The organism is Microbacterium sp. IEGM 1404 (assembly GCF_030056775.1).
Classification (GTDB): domain Bacteria; phylum Actinomycetota; class Actinomycetes; order Actinomycetales; family Microbacteriaceae; genus Microbacterium.
The window spans coordinates 1065922-1084576 of the sequence record NZ_JASHKP010000001.1 but is presented as its reverse complement, the minus strand read 5'-3'; the positions used below and the strand labels follow the sequence as shown (position 1 = coordinate 1084576).

21 protein-coding genes are annotated in these 18655 nt (G+C 70.7%); 10 read left to right on the top strand and 11 right to left on the bottom strand.

Annotated features, from left to right (window positions below; all coding sequences use genetic code 11):
- Positions 1-22: 22 nt before the first annotated feature.
- On the bottom strand, positions 23-991 hold the full coding sequence (locus QM517_RS05455; protein WP_283285730.1) for a COX15/CtaA family protein: 969 nt from the start codon (positions 989-991) through the stop codon (positions 23-25).
- A 256-nt stretch (positions 992-1247) separates the two neighbouring features.
- On the opposite strand from QM517_RS05455, the gene sufB reads away from it, so the two are divergent.
- The 7 genes from sufB (at position 1248) to QM517_RS05420 (ending at position 7592) form a co-directional block, all read left to right on the top strand.
- A complete protein-coding gene (sufB, locus tag QM517_RS05450) occupies positions 1248-2666 on the top strand; it encodes a Fe-S cluster assembly protein SufB (protein ID WP_077050001.1) in 1419 nt (472 codons plus the stop codon).
- Positions 2667-3860 carry a Fe-S cluster assembly protein SufD gene (gene sufD, locus QM517_RS05445; protein ID WP_283285728.1) on the top strand — a complete coding sequence of 398 codons (1194 nt, stop codon included), beginning with the start codon at positions 2667-2669 and terminating at the stop codon, positions 3858-3860.
- Positions 3857-4186 carry a non-heme iron oxygenase ferredoxin subunit gene (locus tag QM517_RS05440; protein ID WP_283285726.1) on the top strand — a complete coding sequence of 110 codons (330 nt, stop codon included), beginning with the start codon at positions 3857-3859 and terminating at the stop codon, positions 4184-4186. The genes sufD and QM517_RS05440 overlap by 4 nt, the downstream gene beginning before the upstream one ends.
- A gap of 45 nt (positions 4187-4231) precedes the next feature.
- Positions 4232-5002, top strand: coding sequence for a Fe-S cluster assembly ATPase SufC (gene sufC / locus QM517_RS05435; protein WP_278101518.1), 771 nt, complete (start codon positions 4232-4234; stop codon positions 5000-5002).
- 9 nt (positions 5003-5011) lie between these two features.
- Complete coding sequence (locus QM517_RS05430) at positions 5012-5341, top strand: metal-sulfur cluster assembly factor (RefSeq protein WP_013586729.1); 330 nt, start codon at positions 5012-5014, stop codon at positions 5339-5341.
- Between the two features lie 100 nt (positions 5342-5441).
- Entirely contained in the window at positions 5442-6599 is a 1158-nt protein-coding gene (locus QM517_RS05425) for a MalY/PatB family protein (protein WP_283285718.1), read from the top strand.
- 66 nt (positions 6600-6665) lie between these two features.
- Positions 6666-7592 (top strand): siderophore-interacting protein, encoded by a 927-nt coding sequence (locus tag QM517_RS05420; RefSeq protein ID WP_283285716.1) that lies wholly within the window; start codon positions 6666-6668, stop codon positions 7590-7592.
- A gap of 81 nt (positions 7593-7673) precedes the next feature.
- On the opposite strand, the gene QM517_RS05415 is transcribed toward QM517_RS05420, so the two are convergent.
- Genes QM517_RS05415 through QM517_RS05400 form a run of 4 tightly spaced genes read right to left on the bottom strand, consistent with a single transcriptional unit; the run spans position 7674 to position 11656 of the window.
- A complete protein-coding gene (locus QM517_RS05415) occupies positions 7674-8498 on the bottom strand; it encodes an ABC transporter ATP-binding protein (RefSeq protein WP_077050007.1) in 825 nt (274 codons plus the stop codon).
- Entirely contained in the window at positions 8495-9553 is a 1059-nt protein-coding gene (locus QM517_RS05410; protein WP_308208880.1) for a FecCD family ABC transporter permease, read from the bottom strand. The genes QM517_RS05415 and QM517_RS05410 overlap by 4 nt, the downstream gene beginning before the upstream one ends.
- The gene (locus QM517_RS05405) at positions 9550-10596 is read right to left on the bottom strand and encodes a FecCD family ABC transporter permease (protein ID WP_283285713.1); all 1047 of its coding nucleotides are present in this window, start codon (positions 10594-10596) and stop codon (positions 9550-9552) included. The genes QM517_RS05410 and QM517_RS05405 overlap by 4 nt, the downstream gene beginning before the upstream one ends.
- Before the next feature lie 25 nt (positions 10597-10621).
- A complete protein-coding gene (locus QM517_RS05400) occupies positions 10622-11656 on the bottom strand; it encodes an iron-siderophore ABC transporter substrate-binding protein (RefSeq protein ID WP_283285710.1) in 1035 nt (344 codons plus the stop codon).
- 187 nt (positions 11657-11843) lie between these two features.
- Here QM517_RS05400 and QM517_RS05395 point away from each other — a divergent pair, with 187 nt between their 5' ends.
- Entirely contained in the window at positions 11844-13442 is a 1599-nt protein-coding gene (locus QM517_RS05395) for an ABC-F family ATP-binding cassette domain-containing protein (RefSeq protein ID WP_283285708.1), read from the top strand.
- Positions 13443-13514: 72 nt separating this feature from the next.
- Here the strand turns inward: QM517_RS05395 and QM517_RS05390 are convergent, their stop codons facing one another.
- From QM517_RS05390 to QM517_RS05375, 4 genes are all read right to left on the bottom strand, one after another.
- The gene (locus QM517_RS05390) at positions 13515-14399 is read right to left on the bottom strand and encodes an SURF1 family cytochrome oxidase biogenesis protein (protein WP_303655443.1); all 885 of its coding nucleotides are present in this window, start codon (positions 14397-14399) and stop codon (positions 13515-13517) included.
- A 144-nt stretch (positions 14400-14543) separates the two neighbouring features.
- Positions 14544-14750, bottom strand: coding sequence for a hypothetical protein (locus tag QM517_RS05385; RefSeq protein WP_283285704.1), 207 nt, complete (start codon positions 14748-14750; stop codon positions 14544-14546).
- Entirely contained in the window at positions 14747-15115 is a 369-nt protein-coding gene (locus QM517_RS05380; RefSeq protein ID WP_283285703.1) for a DUF3099 domain-containing protein, read from the bottom strand. The genes QM517_RS05385 and QM517_RS05380 overlap by 4 nt, the downstream gene beginning before the upstream one ends.
- 43 nt (positions 15116-15158) lie before the next feature.
- Positions 15159-15770 (bottom strand): DUF4190 domain-containing protein, encoded by a 612-nt coding sequence (locus QM517_RS05375; protein WP_283285700.1) that lies wholly within the window; start codon positions 15768-15770, stop codon positions 15159-15161.
- 134 nt (positions 15771-15904) lie between these two features.
- Between QM517_RS05375 and fabG the strand changes: the two genes are divergently transcribed.
- Positions 15905-16615, top strand: a complete 711-nt coding sequence (gene fabG, locus QM517_RS05370; protein WP_283285699.1) for a 3-oxoacyl-ACP reductase FabG — start codon at positions 15905-15907, stop codon at positions 16613-16615.
- An 86-nt stretch (positions 16616-16701) separates the two neighbouring features.
- Here the strand turns inward: fabG and QM517_RS05365 are convergent, their stop codons facing one another.
- Both QM517_RS05365 and serB read right to left on the bottom strand, forming a co-directional pair.
- Positions 16702-17373: an alpha/beta fold hydrolase gene (locus QM517_RS05365; RefSeq protein ID WP_283285698.1), complete on the bottom strand. Its 672-nt coding sequence runs from the start codon at positions 17371-17373 to the stop codon at positions 16702-16704.
- A 42-nt stretch (positions 17374-17415) separates the two neighbouring features.
- Positions 17416-18057 (bottom strand): phosphoserine phosphatase SerB, encoded by a 642-nt coding sequence (gene serB, locus QM517_RS05360; protein ID WP_077050016.1) that lies wholly within the window; start codon positions 18055-18057, stop codon positions 17416-17418.
- A gap of 102 nt (positions 18058-18159) precedes the next feature.
- Here serB and QM517_RS05355 point away from each other — a divergent pair, with 102 nt between their 5' ends.
- The gene (locus QM517_RS05355; protein ID WP_077050017.1) at positions 18160-18633 is read left to right on the top strand and encodes an S-ribosylhomocysteine lyase; all 474 of its coding nucleotides are present in this window, start codon (positions 18160-18162) and stop codon (positions 18631-18633) included.
- Positions 18634-18655: the final 22 nt, after the last annotated feature.

Here is an 18655-nt window from a genome sequence, read left to right as displayed (position 1 = left end):
AATCCCTATGAACGCGCTAAGGTCAGCGCCGCGCCGCTCCGACGGCGTCGAGCCGATCGACGGAACCGACGGCGACCGGTGCTTTCAGTCGCAGGACGACCACCGTCATGGCCGCGGCGGCGAGGGCGGCCAGGACCATGTGCACGCCGACGGCGAGTTCGGGCAGGCCGTTGCGCGCCTGGTACAGCCCGACGGCGATCTGCACCACCTCGACCGCCAGGAGCGCCGTCGCCCAGCGTCGCACGGGCAGCCGCAGGCGCCACGCGAGGACGACGATGGCGAGGGTCAGCACGAACAGGGCGTAGCCGGGCCAGGAATGCACGTGCTCGAGCACTTCGGCGTCGAAGCCGTTGCGCTGCACCGCCGCCGCGTCGCCCGAGTGGGGGCCGGCGCCGGTGGTGAGGACGCCGAAGACGACGGTGAGGGCGAGCACGCCGGTGGTGGCGTGCACCAGTCCCGCGAACCAGGCGGGCACGACGCGTTCGCGCGGCCCGGCCGGCAGGTACATGAGGGTCAGGAAGGCCGCGCACACGGTGACGAGGGCGACCGAGGCGATGTAGTGGAAGCCCACGATGAAGGGGTTCAGGCCCGTGAGGACCGTGATGCCGCCCACGACGGCCTGCGCGACGATCCCGCCGAGCACGACGACGGCGAGAACGAACATCACGCGCCGCTCGTGACGCAGACGCCACATCAGGACGACGACGGCCAGGGCCAGGATGCCGACGACGCCGGTGAGCGTCCGGTTCCCGAACTCGATGATCCCGTGGATCCCCATCTCGGGGGTGTTCACGAGCGAGTCGGGCGTGCAGCGCGGCCACGTGGGGCAGCCGAGGCCCGAACCGGTCAGTCGGACGGCGCCGCCGGTGCCGATGATGAGCACCTCGGCGACGAACGACAGCCACGCGAAGACACGGATGCGGCGGTCGATGCGGGCCGGCAGCCAGTCGAGGACGCGACGGAGCGCGCGGGGGGACGAAGCGGTGGACATGCGCGCAGCCTCCTGGCGGCGGGGCGCTCGGGCCGGTGCGAGGGGTGCGCGTGCCGTGCCGGGAGCGGGCGTTGCCTGTAGAATCGAAGGGTCTTCCGGTGCAGCGCTCGCGCGTCTCGCACCTCTGACAGTCTAGGCGCGCAGCCAGCGCCTTCGAGCGGGCCCACCAGCGACGTTCCTGTGACTCCGACCGGAGTCCGTCGCGGAATGTTGGGGCGGATGACACCGTTGAGGCCCGAGAAGGAGAGTGACCACCATGTCCGATGTACTCATCGACCGACCAGAGCTCGAAAGCCTGGGGCAATACGAGTTCGGCTGGCACGACACGGATGCCGCGGGCGCGATCGCGCAGCGGGGCATCAACGAAGACGTCGTGCGGGGCATCTCCGCCCTCAAGTCCGAGCCCGAGTGGATGCTGAAGACGCGCCTTAAGGGCTATCAGCTCTTCGGTCGCAAGCCCATGCCCACCTGGGGTGCCGACCTGTCGGAGATCGACTTCGACAACATCAAGTACTTCGTGCGCTCGACCGAGAAGCAGGCGCAGTCGTGGGAGGACCTCCCCGAGGAGATCCGCAACACCTACGAGAAGCTCGGCATCCCCGAGGCCGAGCGTCAGCGCCTCGTCGCCGGCGTCGCCGCGCAGTACGAGTCCGAGGTCGTCTACCACCAGATCCGCGAGGACCTCGAGCAGCAGGGTGTCATCTTCATGGACACCGACACGGCGCTGCGCGAGCACCCCGAGTTCTTCGAGGAGTACTTCGGTACGGTCATCCCGGCCGGCGACAACAAGTTCGCGGCGCTGAACACGGCCGTGTGGTCGGGCGGCTCGTTCGTATACGTGCCCAAGGGTGTGCACGTCGAGATCCCGCTGCAGGCGTACTTCCGCATCAACACCGAGAACATGGGTCAGTTCGAGCGGACCCTGATCATCGCGGACGAAGACAGCTACGTGCACTACATCGAGGGCTGCACGGCCCCGATCTACAAGAGCGACTCGCTCCACTCGGCCGTGGTCGAGATCATCGTGAAGAAGAACGCGCGCGTGCGCTACACGACGATCCAGAACTGGTCGAACAACGTCTACAACCTCGTCACCAAGCGCGCAGTGGCCCACGAGGGCGCGACGATGGAGTGGGTCGACGGCAACATCGGCTCCAAGGTGACGATGAAGTACCCGTCGATCTACCTCATGGGCGAGCACGCCAAGGGCGAGACGCTCTCGGTCGCCTTCGCGGGTCCCGGTCAGCACCAGGACGCCGGCGCGAAGATGATCCACATGGCTCCGTACACGCAGTCCTCGATCGTGTCGAAGTCCATCGCCCGCGGCGGCGGTCGCGCGGGCTACCGCGGCGAGGTCCGCGTGGATGCCAACGCCCACCACTCCGCGAACACCGTGCGGTGCGACGCGCTGCTGGTGGACACCATCTCGCGCTCGGACACGTACCCGGCGATCGACATCCGCGTCGATGACGTGCAGCTCGGCCACGAAGCCACCGTCTCGAAGGTCAGCGAGGAGCAGCTGTTCTACCTGCAGTCCCGCGGCCTGCCCGAGGACGAGGCCATGGCCATGATCGTGCGCGGCTTCATCGAGCCGATCGCCCGCGAGCTGCCCATGGAGTACGCCCTCGAACTGAACAAGCTCATCGAGATGGGCATGGAAGGATCCGTCGGTTAAATGACGACTGCGACCCAGACCCCCGCCGGCACGGCGGAGGGTCACATCGATCCTGCCGCCCTCGTGGCATCCGTCGTTCCCGTCCAGACGCGGTCGGAGCGTCCGACGTCGTTCGACCCGAAGGACTTCGGCACCCCCACCGGCCGCGAGGTCAACTGGAAGCTGAGCCCGGTCGACCGGCTCGCACCGCTCTTCGTGGACGAGGCGGGCGCGGAGGGCATCATGCGCGTCGAGGTGAGCGCGCCCGACGCGGTCGAGCAGCTGCGCCTGACGGCCGACCAGGCTCCGCGCGGCGAGCACTTCCGACCGGAAGACCTTCCGGCAGCGCTGGCATGGGTGCACGAGCCCGAGGCGCCGCTGCTGCGCATCCCCGCGAACGTCGAGCTCGACGAGCCGATCGTCGTGCGGTTGACCGGCACGGGCGGCCTCGCGCACGCCCACGTCGTCATCGAGGCGCAGCCGAACTCCCGCGGCACCGTGGTGCTGCGGCACGAGGGCAGCGCGCACCACGCGCAGAACGTCGAGATCCTCGTCCGCGACGGCGCCGAGCTGACGGTCGTGTCGGTGCAGCGCTGGGACGACGACGCGATCCACGCGGCGTCGCACCAGGCGCGGGTCGACCGCGACGCGAAGCTGACCCACGTGGTGGTGAGCTTCGGCGGCGGCGTCGTCCGCGTGAACCCGTCGGTGGAGCTCGCCGGATCCGGCGCCGAGGGTCGGCTGTACGGCCTGTCGTTCGCCGACGCCGGCCAGCACCTGGAGTCGCAGGTCTACCTGCACCACAAGGGTCCCCACACCGTCGGCGACGTCCTCTACAAGGGCGCGCTGCAGGGTGCGAGCGCCCGCAGCGTCTGGATCGGCGACGTGCTCATCGGATCGGATGCCACCGGCACCGACTCGTACGAGGCGAACCGCAACCTCGTGCTGACCGACGGCGCCCGCGCCGACTCGATCCCGAACCTCGAGATCGAGACCGGCGACATCCAGGGCGCCGGGCACGCGAGCGCGACCGGTCGCTTCGACGACGAGCAGCTCTTCTACCTGCAGGCCCGCGGCATCGCCGAGGACGAGGCGCGGCGTCTCGTCGTGCTCGGGTTCCTCAGCGAGATCGTCCAGCGCATCGGCATCCCCGAGCTCGAGACCGAGCTCATCGAGGCGATCGAGCGCGAGCTGGCCGAGGGAGCCGCGGCGTGAGCGCGTCCCGCGTGTGCGGCCTCAGCGAGCTCGTGCAGGACGAAGCCCGCCGGGTCGAGGTCGATGGCGTCGCCATGGCTGTCGTGCTCGACGGCAACGGCGAGGTCCACGCCATCGGCGACGTCTGCACGCACGGCGACATCTCGCTCTCCGACGGTTTCGTCGAGGGCGACACGCTCGAGTGCTGGGCGCACGGATCGGCGTTCTCGCTGAAGACCGGTCGCCCCCTGAACCTGCCGGCCTTCGAGCCGGTCCCCGTGTACGAGGTCGTGATCGACGGCGACGACGTGCTCATCGACCCCGCCGTCACCAAGGCGACGGCCTGACGGCCGCCCCCCATCGACTCCCCGAACTACCGAGTAAGGAACACCATGTCTGTCCTCGAGATCCGCGACCTCCACGTGACGGTCGAGACGGATGCCGGCACGACCCCGATCCTCAACGGCGTGACGCTGACGCTGCGCACCGGCGAGACCCACGCCATCATGGGCCCCAACGGGTCCGGCAAGTCGACCCTGGCGTACACGATCGCCGGCCACCCGAAGTACACCGTGACCAGCGGCTCCATCACCCTCGACGGTGAGGACGTCCTCGAGATGAGCGTCGACGAGCGCGCCCGCGCCGGACTCTTCCTCGCGATGCAGTACCCGGTCGAGATCCCCGGCGTCACCGTGACGAACTTCCTCCGCACCGCCAAGACGGCGATCGACGGCGAGGCGCCGGCGATCCGTTCGTGGACCAAGGACGTCAAGGGCGCCATGGAGAACCTGCGGATGGATGCCAAGTTCGCGTCGCGCAACGTCAACGAGGGATTCTCGGGCGGCGAGAAGAAGCGTCACGAGATCCTCCAGCTCGAGCTGCTCAAGCCGAAGATCGCCGTGCTCGACGAGACCGACTCGGGGCTGGACGTCGACGCGCTGAAGATCGTGTCGGAGGGCGTCAACCGCGCCAAGGAGACCACCGATCTCGGCGTGCTGCTCATCACGCACTACACGCGCATCCTCCGCTACATCCGCCCCGACTTCGTCCACGTCGTGGTCAAGGGCCGGATCGTCGAAGAGGGCGGCCCCGAACTCGCCGACCGGCTCGAAGAAGAGGGTTACGACCGCTTCCTCGAGGCCGGTACGCCGGTCGACGCGTAAGATCGTTACATGACCGCAACGCTCGCGCCCGAGAAGTACGACGAGGTCACCGAGGCCCTGAAAGACGTCATGGACCCCGAGCTGGGGATCAACGTCGTCGACCTGGGGCTGATCTACGACCTCGCGTGGGACGACGAGAACGACGCGCTCGTCATCCACATGACCCTGACGTCGGCGGGATGCCCCCTCACCGATGTGCTCGAGGAGCAGACCGCTCAGGCACTCGACAACGTCGTGGACCGGTTCCGCATCAACTGGGTCTGGATGCCGCCGTGGGGTCCGGAGCGGATCACCGACGACGGACGCGACATGATGCGCGCCCTCGGCTTCGCGATCTGACACTTCTTCGAACGCCCATCCCGACACGGGGTGGGCGTTCGTGTTTCCCTCTCTGACGCCCGGATTCCCCGGCATCCGGGGCTCTCATTAGGCTTTCGGGATGAGCGTCCCCCCTCTCCAGGCCCTGCCGCTCGAACTGCTGCGTCAGCGTTCGAGCACGAAGTGGCGATCGTACGGGGACGACGTGATCCCGATGTTCGTGGCCGAGACGGACTTCCCGCTCGCGCCGGCGATCACCGCCGCCCTGGCCCGTGCCGTCGAGATCGGCGACACCGGCTACACCCCGCCGCGGCCCGGCATCGACCTCGACTTCGCCGATTTCGCCGAGCGCCGGTGGGGGTGGCGCCCGGACCCGGCGCGCATCCGCTGGACCGGTGACGTCATGATGGGCGTCGTCGAGGTGCTGCGGGCCGTCACCTCGCCGGGCGACCGCGTCGTGGTCACGCCGCCGGTGTACCCGCCGTTCTACGACACCGTGGAAGAGGCGGGTGCCGTCGTGGAACGCGTGCCGTTGCGCGACACGGGGGAGCGGTGGGAGCTCGACCTCGACGGGATCGGCGAGGCGCTGGCATCCGGAGCCACGGCTGTTCTGCTGTGCAACCCGCACAATCCGACCGGCACGGTGCACTCGCGGGAGTCCCTCGCCGAGCTGGCGCGCCTCGCCGCGCGTCACGGAGCCGCGGTCGTGAGCGACGAGATCCACGCGCCGCTGACCTTCGCGCCCTCGGTGTTCACCCCGTTCCTCGATTCGGCGCCCGAGGCGGCGGCCGTCGGGTACACCGTGACGAGCGCGAGCAAGACGTACAACCTGGCCGGGCTCAAGTGCGCCGTCATCGTCACGGGGTCGGAGGAGAACGCGGCGGTCGTGCGGGCGCTGCCGTGGGAGGTCGAGTGGCGGGCGGGCCTGTTCGGGGTCATCGCCAACCGCGCGGCGTTCGCGCCGGAGAGCGACGCGTGGCTCGCGCAGCTGCTCGTCGCGCTCGACGACAACCGCCGGCTCCTCGCCGACCTGCTCGCCGAGCATCTGCCGCTCGCGCGCTATCGCGTGCCGGAGGCCGGCTTCCTCGCCTGGGTGGACGTCTCGGCGTACGGGTGGGGCGACAACCCCGCCCCGTTCGTCCGCCGCGAGGCGAAGGTCGCCCTGCACCACGGGCCGCTGTTCGGGGCCGAGGGCGTGGGGCACGTGCGGATCAACGTCGGGTGCGCGCCGGAGGTCCTGGAGGACGCGATCCGTCGCATCGGCGCGCTCGTCGAGTAGTACGGCGGCGACCTATTGCGACGGCCCGGCGTGGCATCCGAGGATAGGTAAGGATATCCTTATCCGGTGAAGACAGCCACGCGTCCCGCCTACCGCCCGTACGTCGCCGTGGTGAAGGAGGCCCGTCGGCTGTCGCCGCACTTCGCGCGCATCACCTTCGCGTCGCCCGACTTCGAGGTCTTCGGCACCGACCGCCGCGACCAGCGGATCAAGCTTGTGCTGCCCGGGCCCGACGGTCGGCTGTGCGACATCGGGCAGGACGACCCCGTGGCCATCGACAACGGCGAGTGGTACACCCGCTGGCGCGACCTCCCCGACGAGGAGCGGATGCCGTTCCGCACCTACACCGTGCGCCGGATCGACCCCGAGGCGCTCGAGCTCGACATCGACTTCGTCCTGCATCACGACGCCGGCCCCGCGGGGGCGTGGGCCGAGGTCGCCGCGACGGGCGACCGGATCCTCGTGGTGGGCCCCGACGCGCGCAGCGCCGACTCCGCGCAGGGCATCGACTTCCACCCCGGCACCGCGCAGCGCCTGCTGCTCGCCGGCGACGAGACCGCCGCTCCCGCTATCTGCGCGATCCTCGAGGGCCTCGCGCCCGGGATCGTCGCGGAGGCGTTCATCGAGGTGCCCACGGCCGATGACGCGCTCCCCGTGGTCGGGGGAGCAGGGGTGCGGTGGCTCGCCCGCGACGACCGTCCCCACGGCGAGGCCCTCATCGAGGCCGTCGAGGCCTGGACCGCGGCATCCGGCGACGTGCTCGCCCGCGCCGCCGCGCCCCGCCCGCAGGAGCTCGACGACATCGACGTCGACGTCGAGCTGCTGTGGGACAGCCCCGCCGACGCGGAGGGCGAGTTCTACGCGTGGATCGCGGGGGAGTCGCAGACCGTCAAGATGCTGCGGCGACTCCTCGTCCAGGGCTGCGGCGTCGACCGCAAGCGCGTCGCGTTCATGGGCTACTGGCGCGCCGGCCAGGTCGAGCGCACGGTCTGAGACCGCACCCGCCCGGCGGGTGGGCCTGCTTGCAGCGCAGATGGCCGGCGCTCCGACGGTGAGCCCTCGACCGCACCCGCGTCAGCGGGCGACCTGCTCCGGTTCGACCACGGTGTGATGACGCCCGATCGGGATGACCATCGGGCGCCCCGTCAACGGGTCGGGGACGACGCGACTGTCGAGGCCGAACACGTCGCGCACCGTCTGCTCGGTGATGACCTCGCCGGGATCTCCCGCGGCGATCACCCGTCCGCCCGCCATGGCGACGAGGTGGTCGGCGTACCGCGCGGCGAGGTTGAGGTCGTGCAGCACCATCGCCACCGTCGTGCCGCGTTCGCGGTTGAGGTCGGTCAGAAGGTCGAGCACGTCGATCTGATGGCTGATGTCGAGGAACGTCGTGGGCTCGTCGAGCAGCAGGACGTCGGTCTCCTGGGCGAGCGCCATCGCGATCCACACGCGCTGGCGCTGGCCGCCGCTGAGTTCGTCGACGTGCCGATCGGCGAGGTGCGCGGTGTCGGTGGCCTCCAGGGCCCGGGCGACCGCGGTGTCGTCGGCGCGAGTCCAGCGCGACAGGGCGCCCTGGTGGGGATGCCGCCCCCGGCTGACGAGGTCGGACACGGCGATGCCGTCGGGCGCCACGGGCGACTGGGGGAGGAGGCCCAGAACGCGCGCGACCTGCTTCGTCGGCATCCGGTGGATGGCTTTGCCGTCGAGGAGCACGTGACCGCTCGTCGGGGTGAGCAGCCGGGCCATCGCCTTCAGCAGCGTCGACTTGCCGCAGGCGTTGGCGCCCACGATCGCGGTCACCCGCCCGGGGGGAAGGCGGAGGTCGAGCGTGTCGACGATCGTGCGGTCGCCGTAGCCGAGGGTGACGGCTTCGGCGTGGAGAGTGCGTTCCGCGGTCATAGCGTGGTTCCTCCGGATCGACTGCTGCGCACGAGCAGGTAGATGAGATAGGGCGCCCCGAGCACGCCGGTGATGACGCCGACGGGGAGTCGTGTGCCGAACGCGTACTGCGCGCAGAAGTCCGCCACGAGGACGAGGAGGGCCCCGACGAGCCCGGCGGGGAGGACGGGGGATCCCACGGGGCCGAGGATGCGGACGGCGATCGGGCCGGCCAGGAACGAGACGAACGCGATGGGCCCCGCCGCGGCAGTGCCGAAGGCGAGGAGTCCCACGGCGGCGACGATGAGCAGCAGCCTGCTGCGCTCGATGGGGAGGCCGAGCGCCGCGGCGGTGTCGTCGCCCATGCGGAGGATCTCCAGACGGCGAGCGAGCACGAGCAGCAGTGGACCCAGGACGATCACGGCGCCGACGACCGGGAGGGCGCGAGCCCACGTGGCGTCGTTGAGGTTGCCGGTGATCCACCGCATCGCGGCCGGGAGGTCGTACTCCGCGGCGCGCGCGATCACGTACGACACCACGGCCTGGCACATCGCCGCGACGCCGATGCCGACGAGGATGAGCCGTGCCCCCGACCCGCCGTCGCGGTAGGCGAGCAGGTAGATGGCGAGAGCCGCGGCGAGGGCCGCCGCCATCGCCAGGAACGACACCGCCGTCTCGTTCAGCCCGAGCACGACGATCCCGATGACGGCCGCGGCGCTCGCGCCGGTGTTGATCCCGATGACGTCGGGGCTGGCGAGGGCGTTGCGCAGCATCGTCTGGAAGACGACACCGCCCATGCCGAAGCACAGTCCCGTGGACAGGGCCGTCGTCGCGCGGGGGAGCCGCAACTCGCCGACGGTGAACGACGCGCCCGGGACGCGGTGGCCGGTGAGGACGCCCCACACCGCGGCAGGCGAGTAGTTCGTCTGCCCGAGCATCAGCGACAGGGCGAACGCGACGATCACGAGGAGCGCCAGGACGCCGGTGACCAGCGCCCAGCGTCGTTGTCGACGCCGCCGCCCGGTGGTGACGGATGCCAGGGCGGAGGGAGCGGGGGGAGTCAGGGTTCCGGTCACAGCGCACGCATCTTCTGTCGGCGTACGAGCGCGATGAAGAACGGGGCCCCCACGAGGGCTGTGACGATGCCGACCTCGATCTCCTCGGGGCGGGCGACGACGCGACCGATCACGTCGGCGAGGGTCAGGAGGGCTGCCCCGCCGAGGGCGGAGACCGGAAGGAGCCAGCGGTGGTCGACGCCGACGACGAGCCGGATCATGTGCGGGACGACGAGCCCGACGAAGCCGATCGGGCCGGCGACCGCGGTGGCCGCACCGCACAGGATCACGGCACCAGCGGAGGAGACGAGGCGTGCGGTGCGCACGCGGGCGCCGAGTCCGGCGGCGAGCTCGTCGCCGAGGGCGAGGGTGTTCAGCGCGGAGGCGCTGGCCAGGCACACCACGAGGCCCGCGAGGAGGAACGGGAGGACCTGGAGGATCGTGTCGAAGGTCGCCCCGCCGACACCGCCGATCTGCCAGAACCGGAACTCGTTCATCACGTTGATGCGCGGGAGCAGGATGGCGCTCGTGAGCGAACTGAAGGCCACCGCGGTGACGGCGCCGGCGAGGGCCAGCCGCAGGGGAGTGGCTCCGCCGCGACCGAGCGAGCCGACGGCGTAGACGAGGACGGCGGCCGCCGCCGCGCCGATCATGCCGACCCAGATGTAGGCCGTGGCCGAGCCGAGCCCGAAGAACGCGATGCCGATGACGATGGCGAGTCCCGCGCCGCCGTTGATGCCGAGGATCTGCGGATCGGCGAGCGGGTTGCGCGTGGCGCCCTGCAGGACGGCGCCGGAGACGGCGAGGGCGGCGCCGACGAGGATGGCGAGGAGTGTGCGGGGCACGCGCTTGGCGACGGCGGCCGCCGACGCGGTGTCGGTCGAGCCGGTCAGGCCCGCCCACACGTCCGCGGGAGCGACGTCGCGGGCGCCGAAGGTCACCGACAGCACGGCCGCGGCGACGAGCACGAGCACCAAGACGGTCACTCCCACGACCCGCCGCCGCCCCCAACGACGCGGACGCGCGTCGCCGGGGGCGGCGGGGGTCGGAGCGAGAACGGTCATCGCGTCGACGGGTGGATGATCCGCATCAGGACGCGGCCTTCTCGGCCGCGGCCCCGACGAGGCCGATGTACTCGTCGTTGTAGCTCGTGCCGATGTTCAGCGGAGTCGGCGTGATGGCGGACGACAGGGTCGAGCCGCCCTCGACCACCGCGATCGCGCCCTTCGCCACCGCGGGGATCTTCGACAGGAGCGGGTCCGCCTGCATGGCGGCGATCGTGCTGTCGTCTCCGTAGGCGACGATCATCTCCACGTCGGCGAAGTTCTCGATCTGCTCGGTGCTGGGCGTGAACCAGAAGGTCTCGGAGCCCGACGACTGCGACGCGACGTAGGACGACGGGGTCAGTCCGAGCTCCTCGAGGTAGCCGACACGGGGGTCGAGCGTGCTGTAGAAGCCGAGGGTCGACAGGTTCGTCGGGTCGAAGTAGGTCAGGAGCGACTTCGTGCCGGCGAGAGCGGGGTACTTCGCCGCTTCGCCCGCGATGTGCTGCTCCTTCTCGGCGATGAGCTTCTCGGCGTCGTCCTTGAGTCCCAGGGCCGTCCCGTCGAGGAGGGTCATGTCCTGCCAGGTGGTGCCCCAGGCGACGCTCTGGTACGTCACGACGGGCGCGATCTTGCTCAGGGTGTCGTACTGCTCCTGCGTCATGCCCGAGTAGGCGGCGAGGATGACGTCGGGCTGCGCGTCGGCGATCGCCTCGTAGTCGTACCCGTTCGTCTCGTCCATGAGCGTGGGCGTCTCCGCGCCGAGCTCGGCCAGCTTGTCCTTGGTCCAGGGCAGCAGGCCGTCGCCGTCCTCGTCGCCGTACGTCACCTTGGGCATGGCCACGGGGACGATGCCGAGCGCCAGCGCGACATCCTGGTTGCCCCAGTCCACCGTGACGACGCGCTCGGGCTTCGCCTCGATCGTCGTGTCGCCGAAGACGTTGGCGATGGTGACGGGGAAGGAGCCGTCGGCGGCCGTGGAGGCGTCCTGCGCCCCGGGGGTGGCGGAGGTGCCGGCGCAGCCGGTCAGGACGAGGGCCGTGGCGGCGGCGAGAGCAGCCAGCGCGCGGAAACGGGACACAGAGGACCTCCTGCAGGTTAGGTAAGGATAGGCTTAGTTTAGATCACGGCCCGACGGTGACCGCAAACCCGGAGGCCCTCCACCCCCGGCGAACCTCTCGACGGCGAGGTAACAGCGGCTCGTCGTATACTGGGTGGCTGGCCATCCTCGGCCTTTCTCCCTCCCCTTCGACGAACGGACGTCTGCTGTGCTCGCCGTGCACGATCTCGAGATCCGCGTCGGCGCGCGCGTGCTCATGTCGGAGGTGTCGTTCCGCGTCTCGGACGGCGACAAGATCGGTCTGGTCGGCCGCAACGGTGCCGGGAAGACGACGCTCACCAAGGTCCTCGCCGGCGACCTGCTGCCCGCGAACGGCGGAGTCGACCGCAGCGGCGAACTCGGCTACCTTCCGCAGGATCCCCGTTCCGGCGACCCCGAGATGCTCGCTCGCACGCGCATCCTCGACGCCCGCGGCCTCGGGTCCCTCGCCCTCGGCATGCACGAGGCGTCGATGGCGATGGGCGACGACGACCCCGTCGTCGCGGCGAAAGCGATGAAGAAGTACGGCCGGCTCACCGAGGAGTTCGAATCCGCGGGCGGCTACGCGGCGGAGGCCGAGGCGGCATCCATCGCACACAACCTCTCGTTGCCGGACCGCATCCTCGACCAGCCCCTGAAGACCCTGTCGGGCGGTCAGCGTCGCCGCATTGAACTCGCGCGCATCCTGTTCTCGGACGCGCAGACGATGATCCTGGACGAGCCCACCAACCACCTCGACGCCGACAGCGTCGTCTGGCTGCGCGAATTCCTCAGGGGGTACAAGGGCGGGCTCATCGTGATCTCGCACGACGTCGAGCTCGTCGGCGAGACGGTGAACCGGGTGTTCTACCTGGATGCCAACCGCCAGGTCATCGACGTCTACAACATGAACTGGAAGAACTACCTGCGCCAGCGGGTGGCCGACGAGGAGCGCCGCAAGAAGGAGCGCGCCAACGTCGAGAAGAAGGCCACGGCCCTGCAGCTCCAGGCCGCCCGGTTCGGCGCGAAGGCCTCCAAGGCCGCCGCCGCGCACCAGATGGTCGCGCGCGCCGAGAAGATGCTCCAGGGTCTCGACGACGTCCGCCAGGACGAGCGCGTCGCCAAGCTCCGGTTCCCCAAGCCCGCCCCGTGCGGCAAGACCCCGCTCATGGCATCCGGTCTGTCGAAGTCGTACGGATCGCTCGAGATCTTCACCGATGTCGACCTCGCGATCGACCGCGGGTCGCGCGTGGTCATCCTGGGGCTCAACGGTGCGGGAAAGACGACGCTGCTGCGGATCCTCGCCGGCGTGGATCAGCCCGACACCGGTCAGCTGGAGCCCGGGCACGGTCTGAAGATCGGCTACTACGCGCAGGAGCACGAGAACCTCGATGTCACGAGGTCGGTGCTGGACAACATGATGTCCGCAGCCCCGGACATCACGGCGACCGAGGCGCGCAAGGTGCTCGGCTCGTTCCTCTTCGTGGGGGACGACGTGCTGAAGCCGGCCGGCGTGCTCTCGGGCGGCGAGAAGACGCGACTCTCGCTCGCGACGCTGGTCGTGTCGTCGGCGAACATGCTGCTGCTCGACGAGCCCACGAACAACCTCGACCCCGCCTCGCGCGAGGAGATCCTGGGCGCCCTCGCGCACTACGAGGGTGCGGTCGTGCTCGTGTCGCACGACGAGGGCGCCGTCGAGGCGCTGAATCCCGAGCGCGTGCTGATCCTCCCCGACGGGGTGGAAGACATCTGGGGCCGCGACTACGCCGACCTGATCACGCTCGCGTAGATCCTCTCCGGATCGAGCGGATGCCGCGGCGGCAGCGCTCTTTTCGTGCTCAGCGGGCGTCCGGCGTGATGCTCAACGAGCGTCGAGCAGGGCGTCTTCGTCGTCGGCGTCGCGGTCCTTCGGACGCTTGCGGGAGCGGTGGAGTGCGACGGGGTCGACGCGGCGGCGCTCCGTCGGGACCTCCTCGGGTTCGGGCGTCGGCTCCGGCTCGCCGCGGAGCTCGGCCTCCTCGGCTTCCTCGCGGCGCAGTCGGCGCTCGCTCACGATGACGTACGTGATGAAACCGAACCCCATCACGGCGAACAGGATCCACTGCACCGCGTAGGACAGATACGGGCCCGGGTCGTTGCTCGGCGGGTCGACGGGAGTGGGGGCGGTGGCCGGCGCGGGCGACTCCGACATGAGCAGGCCGTACGCACCCTGTTCGATGGGTCCGGTCTGCTCGGCGACGAGACCGAGATTGATCGTCGGCACCTGCCCGGGCTCGGCGGTGCGACCCGAGGTCGGTGCGGCCTCCTCGGGGCGTAGCCGGACCTCGATGACGACGTCGCCGGACGGGGGCGCCGGGATCTCGTCGGGATCGGCTTGACGGTTGCCCGGCGGAAGCCAGCCGCGATCGACGAGGAACGTCCGGCCGTCGACGAGACGGAAGGGGACGAGCTGCTCGAACGCCGCCGTCCCGCCGTGCGCCCGGTTGCGCACCAGCAGCTGTTCGTCGGCGAGGTATCGCCCTTCCAGCCGCACCGGCCGCCACTCGTCGGCGGGGTTCATCTGCGCTCCCGGCGCGAGCAGGTCGGCGAGGGGCACGGGGGCGGCGTCGTAGTTGTCGGCGACGAGCTGCAACTGCTCGCTGCGATCGGCGTTGCGGGAGAACTGCCAGTTCGACAGGAAGCCGCACGCGATCGCGAACAGGATCGCGATCCCGACGTACATGCTCCAGCGCGCGGCGGCGGGCATCTCGCGCGCGCTCACGACGACGCTCCGCGCGGGGCGGCCCCGGGACGGGCGCCGCGGACGCGCAGAGGGCTCCGCGCGGCTCGTGCGTTCACCTCGATCGTCCTGACCACGTCGTCCAGCGTACGTCGGTCGGTGCTCCCGCGCTCACGCCGCGTCGTCCGCCAGTGCGGAGACCTCGACGGGGAAGTCGCGCGCCCTCAGGAACTCGCGCAGGTATCCGACGTGCTCCCCGCACGCGACCCAGGTCTTGCGGCGGTCGGCGGAGTGGATCCGCGGGTTCCGCCACCGGATCGCCCACTCGGCGGACGCGCGGCAGCCGGCGCGGGAGCATTCGACGGGGGCGTCGGTCACGACCGGTCGTCGCGCGGCTGCTCGAGACGCGCCGTCTCGGCGATGCGGATCACGGTCGGCGCTTCCGCGGACGGCGACACGGGAGCGGCCGGCGCGGCCTCGATCATGCGCTCGGGGTTCACGGCGTCGACCGTCGCGGCATCCTGCCCCACGTTCGCCACGACCACGGCGAGGTAGGGGAGGAAGATCGCGCCGGCGGCGAAGAGGAAGGTGTACCAGCCGTACGGGGTCACGAGGAACATCGCTCCGAAGCACGCGAAACGGATCCCCATCATCACAATGTACTTGACGAGACGGGATCCGGCGTCGTCCCGGGGAGCCTGCGGGAGCGACGTCGCTGACTGGGCGCGGGGCGATGTCTTCACGGTGAACCCCAGGGTACGCCCGTCTCGCGGGGCGAGGGCGCGATTAGGCGCCGTATCGAGAGGACTGGCTCGCCGCAATCCCCACGAACACGATGAAGAAGATCGTGAGCAGCAGGATGACACCGATCCCGACCCAGCCGATGATGGTGCCCGCGAGCGCCATACCGCGTCCCTGCTCGCCCGTGCGCTTGATCTGCGCGAGCGAGATGTGTCCGGTGATCACACCGGTGATCGGTCCGATGACCGGGACCAGCCCGATGAACCCCGCGATGGATGCCACGAGCGAGATGATCGCGAGCACGTTGGTCCGCACGGCGGATCCGTAGCCGCCGGCGACGGGAGCCGATCCGTACGGGGACTGGCCGTATGCCGGCGTCTGGCCGTACGCCGGTGCCTGGCCGTAGGCCGGGGTGCCGTAGGGCGGCGCCGCGGGTGCACCGTAGGCGGGGGCTGCGGGGGCGTCGTATGCCGGAGTCGCGGGGGCGTCGTACGCGGGGGCGTCGGAGGTCGGCGGAGCGTACGACGGCGCGTCCGCGGCGGGCGCGGGCGGGACGGGCGGCGCCGGGGGAGCGGGGTGCGCGGCGGCGTCGTGTGCGCCGGTGGTGGCCGGCGTCTCGCCTTCGCTGCGCGGGGCGGGGTTCTGGTCGTCGCTCACGGGTGTCCCTTTCGTCGTGCTCGCGTCCAGGCTTCCAGCGCGGCGCGGGCCGTGTCAAACGCCCGGAGACCGGGTGGGACCGAGGTCGTCGGTAGGCTGGGCCGGTTCCGTCCCTCGCACCGCAGGAGTCTCACATGTCCCAGGACCGCGTCGTCGTCGTCACCGGAGGAAACCGCGGTATCGGACGAGCCATCGCCGAACGCTTCGTGGCCGAGGGCTGGCGCGTCGCGGTCACCGCGCGTTCGGGCGAGGGACCGGCCGGGACGCTCACGGTCCGCGCCGACGTCACGGACGCCGCCGCCGTCGACGCTGCGTTCAGTGAGATCGAGGCGAAGCTCGGACCCATCGCCGTCGTCGTCGCCAACGCCGGCATCACGAAGGACACGCTGCTGCTGCGCATGAGCGAGGACGACTTCGACAGCGTGGTCTCGACGAACCTCGGCGGTGCCTTCCGTGTCGTCAAGCGCGCGTCGAAGGGGATGCTCAAGGCGCGCTGGGGTCGCGTCATCCTGATCTCGAGTGTCGTCGGACTGTACGGCTCGGCGGGCCAGATCAACTACGCCGCGTCGAAGAGCGCCCTCGTCGGGTTCGCCCGATCGCTCACCCGCGAGCTCGGCGGCCGCGGCATCACCGCGAACGTGGTCGCGCCCGGGTTCATCGAGACCGACATGACCGCCGAACTGCCCGCGGACACGCAGGCCGAGTACAAGAAGAACATTCCGGCCGGCCGCTTCGCGTCGGCGGATGAGGTCGCCGGCGTCGTCACGTGGCTCGCGGGCGACGACGCCGCCTACATCTCGGGCGCCGTCATCCCCGTCGACGGCGGACTGGGCATGGGGCACTGAGCGCGGGTCTCCTTCGCGGACACCGGTGCTTCTTCGGTGGTGTGCGGGGGCGGGGCGGAAGACCCGGCACCTCCCCGCACCTCCACTCAGCGCACCGCCGCGCGCAGCTTCTCGGCGAAGGCCTCGGGTTGCGAGAACTGTGGCCAGTGACCGCTGCCGAGCGTCACGACCTCGACGTCGCGGATCCGCGCGAACTCGTCGGCGAACGCGCCCCACTGGGTCAGGACCTCGCGGACGCCGTCCTCGTCGAGCTGCCCCGACAGCACCGTCACGGGGATGTCGTGGCGACGGTCGTCTGAGAGCGGGATCGGGTCGGTCGGGACGCTGCCCGGGACGTCGACGACCGCGGCTCCCACGCGTCGGCGCGTCTCGTCGTCGAGGTCGGCGATGTCGGGCTCGTCGAAGAAGTCCCACCCGGGGAACGGGACGACACCGTCCTGGACGGGGAACTCCGAGATCATGGCGCCCGGCGGCGGGGGCATGGTGTCGACGAAGACGACGCGCGCGACCCGCTCGGGACGGGCGTCGGCGGCGCCCCACACGACGTTGCCTCCGCCGGAGTGCCCGACGAGCACCACGGGGTCGGTGGCGGCGTCGACCTGAGCGACGACCGCGTCGACCCAGTGCTGGATGCCGGCGTCGGGATCGGTCGGAAGGGTCAGCGGGTGCACGCGGTGCCCCGCCTCGGTGAGCGCGGGGGTCACGGCATCCCACGACGATGCATCGAGCCAGAGGCCCGGAACCAGAATCACGTCCATGACGTCACTGTAGGCCGGGCCACCGACATCGCGGAGGGGACGTCAGCGTGGGAGGAGCGGCACCACCGCGGCCAGATCCACGGGGCCGATCACGAGGTCGGCCGCGGCGCGGACGGCGGGCTTGGCGTTGAACGCGAGGCCGAGGCCGGCGGCCTCCATCATGCGGAGGTCGTTGGCGCCGTCGCCGATCGCGAACGTGAGGTGCGACGGCACGCCGTGCGCCGCGGCCCACTCGCGCAGGGTGTCGGCCTTGGCGGCGGCATCCACGATCGGACCGTCCACCTCTCCGGTCAGCGCGCCGTCGGCGACGCCGAGGCGGTTGGCGCGCCACACGTCGACGCCGAGGTCGGGCGCGACGGTGTCGAGCACCTCGTGGAACCCGCCGGAGACCACGCCGACCAGCCCGCCGCGGGCGTGGACCGCGTCGATGAGCGTGCGCACCCCGGGTGTCGGTTCGATCCGCGCGATCGCGCGGGCGAACGCCTCGATCGGGACCCCGGCGAGCGCGGCGACACGGGACCGGAGGCTGTCGGCGAAGTCGACCTCGCCGCGCATCGCGGCCTCTGTGGCCGCGGCCACCTCGGCTCCGCGGCCGGCTTCGTCGGCGAGGAGCTCGATGACTTCGTTGCGGATGAGGGTGGAATCGGCATCCAGGACGACGAGGAAACGGGCGGGCGCAGGCACGGCCTCGACCCTAGCGCGTCACGCGGTGACCCACGCGGCGCCGGTCGGAGCGGCCGCGCGTAGTCTCGGAGGACACGTGCCCGCCGTTGAAAGGATCACCCGATGGCCGACGTCGAGAGCTTCACGCTCGACCACACCGCCGTTCTCGCCCCCTACATCCGCCTGATCGGCACGGAGTCGGGCCCACGCGGAGACGTCATCTCGAACTTCGACGTGCGCCTCGTGCAGCCCAACGAGGGGGAGATCCCGACCGCCGGGATCCACACGATCGAACACCTCCTCGCGAGCCTCCTGCGCGACCGGATCGACGGCGTGATCGACATCTCGCCGTTCGGATGCCGCACCGGCTTCCACCTGATCATGTGGGGAGAGCCCGACCTCGGCGACGTCGTGGCCGCCGTCTCCGACTCTCTCCGCGCGATCGCCGAGGACGTGGAGTGGGAGGACGTTCCGGGCACCGACGCGTTCAGCTGCGGCAACTACCGCGACCACAGCCTGCACACCGCGCGCGAGTGGTCCAAGCTCGTGCTCTCGCAAGGCATCAGCCGCGACGCGTTCGCGCGCGTCGGCGTCTGATCCTCCAGGGACGCGGAAGGGG

Bases quoted from the DNA above. Each gene is read 5' to 3' on its own strand.
- QM517_RS05455 (WP_283285730.1), bottom strand. From the start codon at position 991: ATGTCCACCGCTTCGTCCCCCCGCGCGCTCCGTCGCGTCCTCGACTGG.
- sufB (WP_077050001.1), top strand. From the start codon at position 1,248: ATGTCCGATGTACTCATCGACCGACCAGAGCTCGAAAGCCTGGGGCAA.
- sufD (WP_283285728.1), top strand. From the start codon at position 2,667: ATGACGACTGCGACCCAGACCCCCGCCGGCACGGCGGAGGGTCACATC.
- sufC (WP_278101518.1), top strand. From the start codon at position 4,232: ATGTCTGTCCTCGAGATCCGCGACCTCCACGTGACGGTCGAGACGGAT.
- QM517_RS05430 (WP_013586729.1), top strand. From the start codon at position 5,012: ATGACCGCAACGCTCGCGCCCGAGAAGTACGACGAGGTCACCGAGGCC.
- QM517_RS05425 (WP_283285718.1), top strand. From the start codon at position 5,442: ATGAGCGTCCCCCCTCTCCAGGCCCTGCCGCTCGAACTGCTGCGTCAG.
- QM517_RS05415 (WP_077050007.1), bottom strand. From the start codon at position 8,498: ATGACCGCGGAACGCACTCTCCACGCCGAAGCCGTCACCCTCGGCTAC.
- QM517_RS05405 (WP_283285713.1), bottom strand. From the start codon at position 10,596: ATGACCGTTCTCGCTCCGACCCCCGCCGCCCCCGGCGACGCGCGTCCG.
- QM517_RS05390 (WP_303655443.1), bottom strand. From the start codon at position 14,399: ATGCCCGCCGCCGCGCGCTGGAGCATGTACGTCGGGATCGCGATCCTG.
- fabG (WP_283285699.1), top strand. From the start codon at position 15,905: ATGTCCCAGGACCGCGTCGTCGTCGTCACCGGAGGAAACCGCGGTATC.
- QM517_RS05365 (WP_283285698.1), bottom strand. From the start codon at position 17,373: ATGGACGTGATTCTGGTTCCGGGCCTCTGGCTCGATGCATCGTCGTGG.
- QM517_RS05355 (WP_077050017.1), top strand. From the start codon at position 18,160: ATGGCCGACGTCGAGAGCTTCACGCTCGACCACACCGCCGTTCTCGCC.